The organism is Burkholderia sp. 22088, from assembly GCF_052045915.1.
Taxonomy (GTDB): domain Bacteria; phylum Pseudomonadota; class Gammaproteobacteria; order Burkholderiales; family Burkholderiaceae; genus Burkholderia; species Burkholderia cepacia.
The window spans coordinates 1-13,911 of the sequence record NZ_JBQEPY010000014.1 but is presented as its reverse complement, the minus strand read 5'-3'; the positions used below and the strand labels follow the sequence as shown (position 1 = coordinate 13,911).

At 62.4% G+C, this 13,911-nt stretch carries 13 protein-coding genes; 8 read left to right on the top strand and 5 right to left on the bottom strand.

The genetic code is table 11. From position 1 onward, the window contains the following. Positions 1 to 51: 51 nt before the first annotated feature. A complete protein-coding gene (locus ACTJLD_RS25315) occupies positions 52 to 921 on the top strand; it encodes a ribonuclease activity regulator RraA (protein WP_233629274.1) in 870 nt (289 codons plus the stop codon). A gap of 8 nt (positions 922 to 929) precedes the next feature. Here the strand turns inward: ACTJLD_RS25315 and ACTJLD_RS25310 are convergent, their stop codons facing one another. The 4 genes from ACTJLD_RS25310 to ACTJLD_RS25295 all read right to left on the bottom strand — a co-directional run bounded on the left by ACTJLD_RS25310 (position 930) and on the right by ACTJLD_RS25295 (position 5,119). Next, entirely contained in the window at positions 930 to 1,334 is a 405-nt protein-coding gene (locus ACTJLD_RS25310; RefSeq protein ID WP_151062692.1) for a DUF4440 domain-containing protein, read from the bottom strand. Beyond that, complete coding sequence (gene mhpA / locus ACTJLD_RS25305; protein ID WP_151062693.1) at positions 1,331 to 2,932, bottom strand: bifunctional 3-(3-hydroxy-phenyl)propionate/3-hydroxycinnamic acid hydroxylase MhpA; 1,602 nt, start codon at positions 2,930 to 2,932, stop codon at positions 1,331 to 1,333. Before mhpA ends, ACTJLD_RS25310 begins: the two co-directional genes overlap by 4 nt. Before the next feature lie 56 nt (positions 2,933 to 2,988). Then, positions 2,989 to 4,233 (bottom strand): MFS transporter, encoded by a 1,245-nt coding sequence (locus ACTJLD_RS25300; RefSeq protein ID WP_151062694.1) that lies wholly within the window; start codon positions 4,231 to 4,233, stop codon positions 2,989 to 2,991. Between the two features lie 142 nt (positions 4,234 to 4,375). Next, positions 4,376 to 5,119, bottom strand: a complete 744-nt coding sequence (locus ACTJLD_RS25295; RefSeq protein WP_151062695.1) for a GntR family transcriptional regulator — start codon at positions 5,117 to 5,119, stop codon at positions 4,376 to 4,378. A 199-nt stretch (positions 5,120 to 5,318) separates the two neighbouring features. Between ACTJLD_RS25295 and ACTJLD_RS25290 the strand changes: the two genes are divergently transcribed. From ACTJLD_RS25290 to ACTJLD_RS25270, 5 genes are all read left to right on the top strand, one after another. Beyond that, positions 5,319 to 6,248 (top strand): VOC family protein, encoded by a 930-nt coding sequence (locus ACTJLD_RS25290; protein WP_151062696.1) that lies wholly within the window; start codon positions 5,319 to 5,321, stop codon positions 6,246 to 6,248. 35 nt (positions 6,249 to 6,283) lie between these two features. Beyond that, a complete protein-coding gene (locus ACTJLD_RS25285; RefSeq protein ID WP_151062697.1) occupies positions 6,284 to 7,147 on the top strand; it encodes a fumarylacetoacetate hydrolase family protein in 864 nt (287 codons plus the stop codon). 45 nt (positions 7,148 to 7,192) lie between these two features. Next, entirely contained in the window at positions 7,193 to 8,650 is a 1,458-nt protein-coding gene (locus ACTJLD_RS25280; protein ID WP_151062698.1) for an aldehyde dehydrogenase, read from the top strand. Positions 8,651 to 8,680: 30 nt separating this feature from the next. Continuing rightward, entirely contained in the window at positions 8,681 to 9,574 is an 894-nt protein-coding gene (locus ACTJLD_RS25275) for an acetoacetate decarboxylase family protein (RefSeq protein WP_151062699.1), read from the top strand. A 124-nt stretch (positions 9,575 to 9,698) separates the two neighbouring features. Then, entirely contained in the window at positions 9,699 to 10,712 is a 1,014-nt protein-coding gene (locus ACTJLD_RS25270; RefSeq protein WP_151062700.1) for a SphA family protein, read from the top strand. 244 nt (positions 10,713 to 10,956) lie between these two features. On the opposite strand, the gene ACTJLD_RS25265 is transcribed toward ACTJLD_RS25270, so the two are convergent. Continuing rightward, positions 10,957 to 11,952: an AraC family transcriptional regulator gene (locus tag ACTJLD_RS25265; protein WP_151062701.1), complete on the bottom strand. Its 996-nt coding sequence runs from the start codon at positions 11,950 to 11,952 to the stop codon at positions 10,957 to 10,959. Between the two features lie 202 nt (positions 11,953 to 12,154). Here ACTJLD_RS25265 and cyoA point away from each other — a divergent pair, with 202 nt between their 5' ends. Continuing rightward, complete coding sequence (gene cyoA, locus ACTJLD_RS25260) at positions 12,155 to 13,042, top strand: ubiquinol oxidase subunit II (RefSeq protein WP_151062702.1); 888 nt, start codon at positions 12,155 to 12,157, stop codon at positions 13,040 to 13,042. Positions 13,043 to 13,045: 3 nt separating this feature from the next. Beyond that, positions 13,046 to 13,911: cbb3-type cytochrome c oxidase subunit I (locus ACTJLD_RS25255; protein ID WP_440659875.1), on the top strand; the 866-nt coding region annotated here is incomplete at its 3' end.

Here is a 13,911-nt window from a genome sequence, read left to right as displayed (position 1 = left end):
CTGCCTGATTGGCAGATCGGCATAGTTCATGTCCCAGACTTTATCAGTAGCATGAACTCCGTACCGGCCATGGTGCTGGCCGAGTTCCATTATCTGGAACTCGTTCATCTCTTCGTTTCAGCATGGGGACACAACGTGACCATTCATTCGTATTCCGAGGGACTCGATCGGGAGATCGACCGCACCGCTCACGTGAGCGACGAAACGCTTGCGCGCCTGGCGAAGGTCAGCAGCGGATCGTTGACAACGCAGTTGTTCAAACGCGGTTTTCGCCAACCGGCGTTGGTCGGATTGCGCGCGCTGAACCACGAGGTCAAGCCGTTCGCCGGTCGTGCGTACACCATGCGGTTCATTCCGGCGCGAGAGGACATCGACACCTACGGCACGATGACGACACGGCCGAACGCGGACAACCTGCAATGGCAAGGCATCGAACAGGTGCGCGATGGCGACGTGCTGGTCATCGACAGCCGCGACGATCCGCGCGCGGCGTCCGCCGGCAACATCCTTGTCACGCGTCTGCTGGCGCGCGGTGCGCGCGCGATTGTCACCGACGGTGCGTTACGCGACGGATCGGAGATTGCCGCGATGCCGTTGCCCGCCTATGCGCGTGAGGTGACCGCGACGACGCGAATTTCGTATCACCATGTCGCTGATCTTCAAGTGCCGATCGGCTGTGCGGGCGTGGCCGTCTATCCTGGCGATGTGATCGTCGGTGACCGCGACGGCGTCACGGTGGTGCCCGCGCATCTGGCGGAGGAACTGGCTGAAATCTGCGAGAAGCAGGACGACATCGAGGCATATCTTGCCTTGCGCATCGCGGCCGGTGAACCGCTGTGGGGCGTCTATCCGCCGAGCGCGCAAGCTTATGCCGATTACGAGGCTTGGGTGGCGCGCGGGCGCGGCAGCGTGCTGCGTTGAATCATTGATCAGAGGAGTGTCGCCTCTTCACGGACTGCTGTGGACTGGAAATTCAGCAAACGCCAGTCGCCGCCGCCAAGGCGCCACACCTCGGTTACGTAGCTGTACGTGCAAAACTCGCGCGGCGGATCCGTTTTCAGTTGCGCGCGCATGCGCAGAAACAGCCCGATGCACGCCATGTCGCTGCCTTCCGCGACATGGACAACGCGCGTTTGAATGTCCTGCACGTGCAGCGTCTGCGTCAAGAAATCGATCAGTTCGGCTTTTCGCTGTACGAGACCAGTGGAATGAACATAGATCAGATCGTCGTCCAGCAGGTCGTCGATACCGGCGAGGTCGCCGTCAACTAGCCGACGGATGCGCTCGCCGTGCCGCGCGAGCGTGGCATGACGCAGTGCCACGTCCCCGTTCACGCGGCCTCCGCGTCGAATGCCGACAAGCCACGGTTCCAGGCGGTCATAAGGTCGGCGACGAGCACGGGCGCGTCACCGCTCCCGAATACGTAGAAGTCCGGCCGCACGAGCACTGCGGTAGTGCCCAACTGATCGAACCAGCGTGCGTAGGTGCCGTCGATGTCGCGGGCTGCCTCGGATCCACCGATGCCGATCGCCGTTGCGCCGATGCGGGCGAGAAACTGGCACTGCTCGGCGGTGAGCGTATTCGTCGGATCATGCCCGTGCCCGATCAGTACGAAGCCCGAGCCGATCAGGTCGTCGAGGCGGGCCGTCCGGTCGCCAAGATGCACGCGTCCTTGCACACTGAGCCATCCAGAGCACGGGTCGTCTTCGCGCAGGAGTGGCGAGCTGCCGAGGCGCGGCGCCGGCCACTTCTGTTCGCTGCGTCCGGCGTCGTTGCGCAGTTGCTGGTCGCGCTCTTCCGCTTTGGCCGGGTCCAGCACGCAGATGATCTTGCCGAGCATCACGGCGAACTCGATGAGCGCAGTGGCATGCACCTGCCGTTCCGGTCCATAGCAGTCGAGCAGCGTCTCGTTGGCTTCGCCGCGCAACACGGCGTCGAGCCGCCACGCGAGCGCAATCACGTCGCGCAGGCCCGCGCAGAGGCCCTGAGCGGCGAAGGGCGGTGTAAGATGGGCGGCGTCGCCGGCAATCATCAGTCGCCCGCGCCGCCACCGGTCGGCCACGGCGGCGCGGAACGTGTAGACCGCATGGCGTTCGAGAATCGCGTTGGCGGGCGTCCAGCCCCACCGTTCCAGCCGGACCCATGCGGCCTGCGGGTTGTTCTGCTCGTTCTTGTGTTCGCCCTCGAGCATCATGAATTCGAAGCGACGGCGTCCCGGGCCGCCGGGCACCATCGTCGTCGGGCCCTGCGGGTCGCAGACCTGGATGACGTCCGCGCTCCATTGCGATGGGTCGCGCGGCTGCACGTCGACCACGAGCCAGTCAGCAACGAAGCCCAGGTCCACGAGCGCCGCGCCCATTGTGCCCCGTACGAAGCTTCCGGCGCCGTCGCATCCCACCACATAGCGCGCGGCGATGAGGCGGGGCTCGCCGTCGATATCTCCGGTAGGCCGCGTTTCGAGCACCACCTTATCGGGGTGCTCGGTGGCGGCCACCACCGTGAGGTTGCGGTGCACCGTGACGCGATCCGCGTGGACACCGCCAATGCGATCGTCGAGCAGACGTTCGAGCGCGGGCTGGCTGAATCCGAATTGTCTTGGCCAGCCGGACTCAGCTATTTCGTCGAGACCTGGAAAGGCGACCAGCAATTCGCCGTTGCCGTTGCGCCATTCGTAGACGTGGCTCAGGCACGTGCTGGCTTCGAATTCGTCGATGATCCCGAGCGACTGCAGAATGCGCATCGCCTCGTGATCGAGCCCAACCGCTCTAGGCAGACCATACAACTGCGGCCAGCGTTCTATCACGACGATGCGGTGTCCGCCGAGCGCAAGCTTCAAGGCGAGCGCCTGGCCAACCGGCCCGTAACCTACGATCGCTACATCGGCGAGGTTTTCCGACGTGCCGTCGTCCTGGTTGTGCGATACGGATGTCACTTCGTGTCTCCAATGGAATGTCGTGAATTCGGTGAGAGCCCCGTCCTTGTCCCGGCTCAGGGCCGCGTGCTGACGGGATGTTCTTCGATATCCGCCAATAGTGTCGGTTCGCGGACGCCGAACGCCACGATGGCGGTGCCCATGGCAATCGCGATCAAAGCGACGACGGGAATCACCGCAATGCCCATTGCGTGGGCTAGTGCGCCGGTGACGGCGGGCGCCATTGCCCCGCCCACAATTTCGCCGACGCCCACCACAAGACCCGTGGCGGAAGCCGCAAGGCGGGGGGGAACGGCCGCGCTAGTGAGCGGGCCCACCGTGATTGCGATGGCGCCGGAATTCATGAATGCGATGACGAACAAGGCGGAGAACAGCTTGATCGGCTCGGCGCCGATCGTCCGAAACATCCAGAGCGCTACGAGTTCCGCCAGTAGTGCCGCGATCAGAAGCGGCTTGCGCCCGAACCGGTCGGACAACGCGGGAATGACCACCATCCCGATTAGGCTGCCCGCGCCTTGGCCCGTGAGCACCATACCCATTTGGTCCAGGTTTAGCCGAAGGTAGTCAGTGAGGTAACTTGGCATGAACGTGGAAAGCGGGATCACGCAGGTGAGATAGCAGAGCATGGTCGCCGTATTTACGCGCACGGCGCCGTTCGTAGCGACGGTTCGCCACTCGTGCGCGTCGTCGCGCGGCGTACCCGCAATACGAGCAGGATCGCGCAGCACGCGAGCCATGACGGCCGCAAGCAGCAAGCCGGGCACGGCGACCGCGGCGAACACGTAATGCCAGCTTGGCAGCACCTTGAGCAGGCTGATCGCAATGATCGGGCCCAGGCCCAGACCGACGAGCGGTTGAGCCATCTGTTGCAGCCCGATGTTGAGACCGACGCGCGACGGCTTCGAAGCGTTCACGGTCGCTACGATGCTGGCCGGTACGTAAGCACCTTCTGCCAGACCCATGACCGACCGAATGACGAGCAGGCTAGCAAGACCTGTTGCAAGCCCGGTCGTCGCCGCGAGCAACGAGAAGGCGGCCATCGCGGCGATCAACACCCGGCTTGGACCCAGGCGGTCCGCGAGCCGTCCGCTGACGATTGACGCCGCGCCCCACGTAAGCGCCAGCGCGGCCGAGATAACGCCGAGGTCCTGGTAGCTCAGCCCGAGTTCCTTCTGCATCACCGGGAACAGCGGATTGATGATGAAGCGGTCGAGTCCGACCATGCCGAGTCCCAACGCAAGCAGGCAAACGGCCTTGAACTCGGATGCCCGGTGGTGGACCGGAGTTGTGTGAGGTTGCATCTCGTTGTCTCCTTTTGTTTGTGAGCGGTTTGCTGCGGCAAAGTCCGCCCCTGCCGCGTCGTGCGCAGCATCTGTATCTTGATCGGGGATAGTTCGCAGGCAGGTCCGCGCCGTCAGCGAGGCGGACTAATGCCTCCCGCGCTTACGTCTCGCCGCGATTGCTGCGCGGTTTGCGGCCGGGGCCGCGTTTGGCCGTGCGCGCGGTTGCGTCGTCGTTGAACACGGCCTTCAGGATGATGCCGGTAGTTTCCCAAAAATGCCCGGCGAGCAATTGGACCGCACGCTCGGCGTCGCGCGCCATGGCGGCTTCCATCAACTCGCGATGCTCGGTCGCGGCGTCGCGGTTCTTCTCCGTCGTGTACTGCTCGGCCAGATTCCGATAGCGCTCCGACTGGTCGTACAGCAGTCGGCACAGCCGCAGCATCCACGGCGACGCGCATCCCGCGATGAGCGCCTCATGGAACTGGCGATGCGCTGCCGCCCACGCGTCGTGCAGCTCGGGGGAGCTGGGCGGCGGCGTACGTTGCAGCCGGTGAAATGCCGACAGCACGGTGGACTCCCAGTCGATGCCGCCGTGCTCGAGCGCGAGCCGCAGCGCGCTGCATTCCACTTCGACGCGCGTTTGCGTTAGGTCGGTGAGGTCTTCCCGGGACACAGGCGTGACGCAAAAGCCGCGCTGGTCTTCGGAATCCACGAGGCCGTCTGTGACAAGGCGCGACAGCGCTTCCCGTATGGCCGTAGCGCCGATGCCGTACCGCTCGCAGAGAGCCTGGATTCGCAGCCGTTCTGCGGGACGCAGCTGTCCGGCAAGGATGTCGCCGCGGAGGCGCTCGACTGCGAGCGAAGTCAGGCTTTTTGCGCCGGGCGAGGTGAGGGTCGTATCCATGAATGCAAGCGTTCTTACGTGTAGGGAGCTTGCCACGATTCTCTCTTTCGTCATCGACGTTCGTCAAGATTATGGAATTCCCTATATTTTATCGATTTTATTGAGGTTAATCTTTGATCGTTGTGTTTGTGGATTTATTGTGCGGCGATACGGCAGCTGAGCTGCAACGACTGACGCAAAACTAGGAGACGCGTTCGTGATGACTGTGCAAGACATTGCCTTCGTGCGGTATCAGGTCACCGACCTCGATCGCATGGAGAACTTTTTGCTCGACTTCGGTCTGCACCGAGCGGCCCGCAGCGAGCATGCGTTGTACATGCGTGCCGCCGCCACTGCACATCATGTGCATGTGAGCGAACTCGGTCCCGATAACGCTACCGTAGGCTTCGGCCTGCATGCGGCCGAAGCAGCGGACCTCGACCGGCTGGCCGCGCATCACGGCGTCCAGGTGGAAGACAACCCGGAGCCGGGCGGCGGGCGCCGCGCGCGCTTGCGCGACCCGGACGGCTTTGTCGTGGACGTGCTGCACGGGGCCGCGCGGCACGCACCGTTGCCGTTGCGCGACCCGATCGCCATGAACTGCAGCGGCGCGCGGCGGCGTTTGGGCACGCCAGTGCGCCTGCAGCCGCGTCCGAGTGCCGTAATGCGGCTGGGCCACGTCGCGCTCCAGGTGCGCAATTTCCCCGCCATGCTGGCGTTTTATCGCGACGTTCTCGGCTTTCGCGCTTCGGACACCTACTGGGTCGGCAGCGAGCAGAACACCATTGCCGCATTCCTGCATTGCGGTCTGGGTGCGCAGTGGACGGACCACCACACGATTGCGCTGATTTCTGCGCAGGACGGCCGTGCGCGCTTCGACCACACCGCGTTCGAAGTACTGGACATCGACGACGTCATGCTGGGCGGCGAGTACCTGAGGGCGCGCGGCTACCAGCATTCGTGGGGTGTGGGCCGCCACGTGCAGGGCAGCCAGATCTTCGACTACTGGCGCGACCCGTTCGGCAACAAGATCGAGCACTGGACCGACGGCGATCTGGTGAACGACAGCACGCCGGTGGGGCACACCCAATTGTCAGAGGACGAACTGCGCCAATGGGCGCCGCCGCTTGCGCCCGAATTTTTTGCCTGAGCCCATTTCTCTTCTTATGTGTAGGAGCACTTTGTATGAAACTTGCCCGTTACACCCATGATGGTGTGACCACCATCGGCGCCGTCGACGGCGATCGAGTCGTCGCGTTGACGACGCTGGATCCTTCCGCACCCGCTTCGATCCGTGAAGTTCTGGCCGCCGGGCCTGCATTCGTCAGCCGTCTCGAGCAAACGCTTCGCGACGTGAAAGACGGCGTGCCGCTGGCGCGCGTCAGGCTCGAGGCCCCCATTCCGGATGCCCAGAAATACCTGGCCATCGGCATGAACTATCAGGACCATGCCGACGAAGCGGCGCGCGCCGGCATCACCATTCCGCCCCATCAGTTGTGGTTCAACAAACAAGTCAGCTGCATCACCGGCCCGTTCGATCCGGTCGTGAAACCGCGCGTGACGGACAAGATGGACTACGAGGCCGAAATGGGCGTGGTGATCGGCAAGCGTTGCCGCTACGTCAGTGTGGAGGAAGCGCCGTCCGTGGTGGGCGGCTACTTCGTTGCGAACGATGTGACCGCACGCGACTGGCAGTTCAAGAGTCCCACATTCACGCTCGGCAAATCGTTCGACACGCACGGGCCAATCGGCCCGTGGATTACCACGGCCAACGACATAGCCGATCCGCATGCGCTTCAGATGAAGCTGTGGGTCAACGGCGAGCTGCGCCAGAGCGCGAGCACGGGCGGAATGATCTACAGCATCTGGGAACAGATTCACGAGCTTTCGCAAGTGATGACGCTCGAGCCGGGCGACCTGATCGCGACCGGCACTTGCGCGAATGTCGGCATTGCGCTCGGCAAGTTCCTCCAGCTAGGTGACGTGATCAAGGTCGAGATCGAGGGCCTTGGTCACATCGAGAACACCATCGCGGTCGAGCACGCGTGAGCGTCGCGACGAGTGTCGTTTACTGGAGACAGGAGGTCCATCCCCATGGTGTATGAAGTCAATCTGCTAGTAGGTGGAAAGGATATGCAGGCGTCGTCCGGCATGTCGTTCGAACGGCGCAACCCGCTCTCGGACGCAGTGGTGTCGGTTGCTGCAGCGGGCACTGCGAGTGACGCCAAGGCAGCGGTCGACGCCGCCGCCGCGGCGTTTCCCGTGTGGTCGGCGCTCGGCCCGAGTGAGCGGCGGGCACGGCTGAATGCGGCAGCGGATGCGCTGGAGGCGAAGGCGCAGCAGTTCGCCGCGGCCATGTGCGCCGAGACCGGCGCCACCGCCGCGTGGGCGGGATTCAACGTGCAGGTCGCTGCGGCCACGCTGCGCGAAGCCGCATCGCTTACGACCCAAGTGAGCGGCGAGACGATTCCTTCCGACGTGCCCGGCTGCCTTGCGCTGGCCGTCCGACAGCCCGCCGGCGTTGTCCTCGGCATGGCGCCCTGGAATGCGCCCGTGATTCTCGGGGTGCGTGCCGTGGCTGTGCCGCTGGCGTGCGGCAATACCGTCGTGCTCAAGGGCTCGGAGCTGTGTCCTTACACGCACAGCCTGATTGCCGAAAGCTTCCTCGATGCTGGCTTGCCGGCGGGCGCTGTGAACTTTGTCACGCATGCGGCCACGGATGCTGCCGCGGTGGTGGAAGCCATGATCGCGCACCCCGCGCTGCGGCGAGTCAACTTCACCGGCTCGACGCGGGTGGGGCGCATCGTTGCATCCACCTGCGCGCGGTACCTGAAGCCTGCCGTGCTGGAGCTGGGCGGCAAGGCGCCGCTGGTGGTGCTCGACGACGCCGATCTCGATGCTGCGGTGAACGCCGCTGCCTTCGGCGCCTTCGCAAACTCGGGGCAAATTTGCATGTCGACAGAACGCATCATCGTGGATGCCACGATTGCCGACGACTTCGTGCAGCGTCTCGCGACCAAGGTCCGCTCGCTTCCCATGGGTGACCCGCGTGGAGATGCACCCGTCGTGCTGGGGGCCGTGGTCGACATCGCCACCGTGGAGCGTTGCAACGCGTTGATCGACGACGCGCTCGCGAAAGGCGCAACGCTGCTGTGCGGCAGCAAGGCATCGAACACGGTGATGCCTGCCACCTTGCTCGACCATGTGACGCCTGCGATGAAAGTTTACCGTGAGGAATCGTTCGGCCCCGTGAAGCCCATCGTGCGCGTCAATGGCGTGGAAGAGGCGATCGCCTGCGCCAACGACAACGAGTATGGCCTTTCTGCGGCGGTATTCGGCTGCGACGTAAGCCGCGTCCTTGACGTCGCGCGGCGCATCGACTCCGGCATCTGTCATGTCAACGGGCCTACGGTGCACGACGAGCCGCAGATGCCGTTTGGAGGCGTCAAGGGAAGCGGGCTGGGCCGCTTCGGCGGTCGTGCCGGCGTACATGAATTCACCGAATTGCGTTGGTTGACGGTGCAGACAGCACCGCGCCACTACCCGTTCTAAACCTGTCAACCCAACAAGGAACATTCGATCATGACCGTCGAATTCAAACCGGGCGTGCGCTACCGCATGCCTGCCGTGTTCGGTCCCGCGCCGGGGCCGCGCCAAAAAGCCGATGGGACGCTGTGGACGCCCGGGGAAGCCGGCACCATGAATGCCTCATGGATGACAGTCAAATACCGCACTCACCGCGAGCAACTGGAGCGTATCCTGCCGCCGGGCTTTGAGTTACAAGGCGAGGCCGAGGTTCACGCGTCGCTCGCGTTCTTCAGCAACCTGTACTGGCTGGCGGGGCGCGGCTATGGGATCGTGATGATTGAGATTCCTGCCACTTACCACGGCAAGGCAGAAACCATCAACGGCGCGTTCTGTCCGGTGCTTTGGGAAGGCGTACCCGATGCAATCATGACTGGGCGTGAGGAGCTCGGTTTCCCCAAGCTGTTCGCGGACATTCCTGCCCTCGAAATTGACCATTCGCTCGGCACAGCTGGCGGATCGGCCTCGTGGTTCGACTTCAAGTTCTTCGAGATCGCGCTTCACGGCCTGGTTGAAGTGCACGAAGAGCCTAAGTTGCCCGGGCCGGGCGGGGCGGCGCTCTTCTACAAGTACATGCCGCGCACGGGTAGCTTCGGTCGTGGCGGCTGCGATGTCGCCTACGCTACTACCTCTCAGCCCGAGCCCGGCGCCGCGGGCGATACGTCACCGATCAAGTTCGGCGGCGCGGAGTTCAGGACATGGAAAGCGTCGGGCGGATCAGTGAACTGGTATCGGGCGACGTTCGAGCAATTGCCCACCACATTCCACGTCGTCAACGGAGTTGCCGACCTCGACATACTCGAATATCTGGGTGCCGAAATGGTGCAGTTTTCCGCACCTGGGCTGGCTGTGTCCGCGAATGTGATTCGCCCGCTGCTACCGCGGGATTAGTTAAAAAAACGATCGATATGAGCGCGGGCAGGAAGAATGGCCCGCCGCAATATGAAAGTGTATGACAGCGTAGTTTATCTATAAAAACGAAGGCCGGTATCATCCGGTACGTTTGGAGACAAGCATGATACTTCGGATCACTGATTTAATATTGCGACTTTTATGCTGGATCGCGATCGCACTATCGACTTCATTAGCCGGCCCGGCATTTTCGCAGACAGCGGTAGGACGTCCGCCGACGGTGTCGGAGCCATCGGGCCTCAATCTCGGATCCACCAGCTTCTTCGACGGATTTTCGGGATTGGCAGGCTGGTCGTACCTCGGTGAAGCTCGCTACTCGACTGCAGATTCGATCAAGAACGCAGATGGCAGTACGAACAACGCGTTTCGTCATCCCCGTGTCGAAGCATTTACGTGGATCAATCACGTGGCCTTCACATCCCCATGGCACTTGGCGGGGGGGACATTGGGCTTCAATGTCATCGTTCCGGTGACTCGGCTGCATGGGAGTTTCGACCGGCCTGGAGCAAGCTTGTCGGGCGGCGGCACGGCGCTTGGTGATATTACGTTCGGACCGCAACTTCAGTACGCGCCAATTCTCGGCTCTTCGGGGCAGCCTCTGTTTGTCCAGCGCTTCGAGTTAGACGTGATCGCACCTACCGGACAGTACAAGCACAACGCTGATCTCAACCAGAGTTCCGGGTATTTTTCCCTGAATCCGTACTGGGCAGCTTCGCTATTTCCGCTCCCCAAGATCGAGATCAGCTGGCGGCTGCATTACCTGTACAACTTCAAGAATCACGATCCGGCCGCAAGTTATCCGCTCGCGTTCGACAACCAGCCGGTCAGTGATACGCAAGCGGGTCAGGCAGCCTGGCTCAACTTCACGACATCCTACGCGCTTACGCCATCCATGCATCTCGGCATCAACGGCTATTATTTGCGGCAGCTAACGGACCACCGGATCAATGGCACATCGGTGGCTGGGCGGGAACAAGTGTTGGGTATCGGTCCGGGCATCTTTTGGCAGATGAAAGGTAATCGGGCGCTCTGGCTCAATGCCTATACCGAAACCGCCGTGCGAAACCGCACGCGCAACAGCCTCATCGTACAGGCGCAACTTGCGACTCCGTTTTGATGAAACGCTCGTGCGATTGCGCCAAGTTCGCACGAGAATCCCTAACCGGTGACATCATCGGATACGTAATGAGCGGGGGAACGTACAAATGCGGCCTCGTCGCATCACGTGCCCCCGCTTCGGGCGATCCTGCCGCACAGAACTGTCCGTTAAAAATTGGAAAATTGCGGGATGTTGTTGAGACGACAACGAGGAACTCATGGCGGGACGCAGAGGGTTCACGCACGAGCAGCTTGTACACGCTTCATGACGTCTGGCCGTCCGAGGATCGTTGGACGTCCGCAGTCGCCTGCTTTCCCTTACTCACGAACTGGCTCGGCGGAACGCCGCAGATACGCTTGAATACGCGACGGAACGCTGTCTCTGACGTATAGCCGAGACTTTCGGCGAGACGGCTAATGTTGCAATGACCGCTCTTTAGCCTCAGGCGCGCCAGGTCGACACGCCATTCCGTCAAGTAATCGATGGGCGAACTGCCGACGATCGCCGCAAAGCGGACTGCAAAGGCGGTGCGGGACATTCCCGCATGGGCGGCGAGACCGGCGACTGTCCACGCATGACCGGGGTCCTTATGCATTGCTGCCAATGCTTTCGCAATACGATAGTCGCCTAGTCCGCGCACCCATCCCGGTCGATCACTCGACTCCGTGACTAGATAGCCTCTAACAGCACTGAGCAATACTGTCTCCGCAACAGCGCGTGCCATGGCTGTGTAACCCGGCAGTTCATTCGCACATTCTCGTGCGAGGAAGCGAAGCGATTCTGCCGTCCATGGAGATATATGCGGATCATCAGCCCGGAACATGATCAGTTCCGGAAGTGCGCTCAGCACGCGGTGGCGTAGCTCGCTCTTCATCCCGAACGCTATGCCCAGCAACACAGTGGACTGGCCCGAGCCGCCCCAATTTAGAGTCACCGGCCTGTCAGGCTCCATGTCGCGCAGGTGATCGAGCCGTACTCGACGAAACAGATCACCGATGTCCGTAGGCGGAATATCATCGCTACTGCAGAGCACCACCGAATCGCTCCCTGCGGTCAGCAGCACAGTTGCGCCCGGCTCCAACCACTGTGGTATCGCATCCCCGTATCGCAACCAGCATCCTCCCCCACTTGCGACGGTATAGCTCGCGACGGAGGGCGCGTCCACAAAGCGCAGGCTCCAAGGCTCGCACAGACTGATGGTGCCGATGGCCGCTGAGCCCAGCGAAAGCGACGCCAATATTTCACTGACCGAGTCCATTTCTACTCTCGAACGAATGCGGTGCTTCTCTGAACGATCAGTACGCACCGACGACCAAATCCACCGGCATCATACGCGTTCCTGAGTGCATGCCGTCGCGCTATATGACAAATTCATCTGCGAATTTTTATCGACAGTCGAATCCCCAACGCGGTATCAGTTTGCGTATCGCCCTGTTCCAACCCGGAGCTTGGGCCGCAATATGAAAAGAGAGGTCTGTCGAGGTCTGTCGGCGTCGATTTCAATCATCGCGGCATTGGCTCTTTCAGGTTGTAGCGGGGACATCCTTAATCCTAAAGGTAGCGTCGGAGCCGCCGAGAAGGCGCTGATCGCCACCTCGACATGGGCGATGCTGATCGTCGTCGTGCCGGTGATCCTGCTGACGGTATGGTTCGCGTGGCGCTACCGCGCGTCGAACCGCAACGCCACGTATGCACCGAACTGGTCGCACTCGACCGCGATCGAGGTGGTGATCTGGACGGTGCCGACGCTGATCATCCTGTTCCTCTGCGTGCTCACGTGGAAAACCACGCACGAACTCGATCCATACAAGCCGCTCGAGTCGTCGGTGAAGCCGATCGACGTCGAGGTCGTCGCGCTCGACTGGAAGTGGCTGTTCATCTATCCGGAACTCGGCATCGCGTCGGTGAACCAGCTCGCGATTCCGGTCGGCACACCGGTGAATTTCCGCATCACGTCGGATTCGGTGATGAACTCGTTCTTCATTCCGCAGCTCGGCGGCCAGGTCTACGCGATGGCCGGCATGCAGACGCGCCTGCACCTGATCGCCGACGAAGCCGGCGACTATGCGGGCACGTCCGCCAACTTCAGCGGCCGCGGCTTCTCCGACATGAAATTCCGCACGCTTGCCGAGCCGCGTGAGCAGTTCGACGCCTGGGTGCGGAAGGTGAAGGCCTCGCCCGACCGGCTCGACGCGACCGTGTACGGCACCGTCGCGCAGCCGAGCGAGAAGGCGCCCGTGCGCTACTTCTCGTCGGTCGATCCGCGGCTCTTCCACAACATCATCGCGAAATACAACGATGGCCACGTCCTCGATCTGAAGGACGCCGCCTGCGGCACGAAGGGGTAACGCATGTTCGGCAAACTCACACTATCGGCGATCCCGTTCGATCAGCCCATCATCATGGTGGCCGGCGCCTTCATGGGGCTGGTCGTGCTGGGCATCCTCGCCGCGCTGACGATCACCGGCCGCTGGAAGTGGCTGTGGACGGAATGGCTGACGACGGTCGACCACAAGAAACTCGGCGTGATGTACATCATCGTCGCGCTGATCATGCTGCTGCGCGGCTTCGCCGACGCGATCATGATGCGCATGCAGCTCGCGCTCGCCTACAACGCGCCCGGCTACCTGCCGCCGCACCACTATGACCAGATCTTCACGGCACACGGCGTGATCATGATCTTCTTCATGGCGATGGTGTTCATGGTCGGCCTGATGAACCTCGTCGTGCCGCTGCAGATCGGTGCGCGCGACGTCGCATTCCCGTTCATCAACTCGCTCTCCTTCTGGATGACGGCCGTCAGCGCGATCCTGATCAACATCTCGCTCGTGATCGGCGAGTTCGCGCAGACGGGCTGGCTCGCATATCCGCCGCTGTCGGAGCTGCAGTTCAGTCCGGGGGTAGGGGTCGACTACTACCTGTGGGCGCTGCAGATCTCGGGCGTCGGCACGCTGCTGACCGGCGTGAACTTCTTCGTGACGATCATCAAGATGCGCGCGCCCGGCATGACGCTGATGAAGATGCCGGTGTTCACGTGGACGGCCCTTTGCACGAACGTGCTGATCATGGCGTCGTTCCCGATCCTGACCGCGACGCTTGCGCTGCTCGGCCTCGACCGTTACCTCGGCATGCACTTCTTCACGAACGAAGCCGGCGGCAACGCGATGCTGTACCTGAACCTGATCTGGGCGTGGGGCCATCCGGAGGTGTACATCCT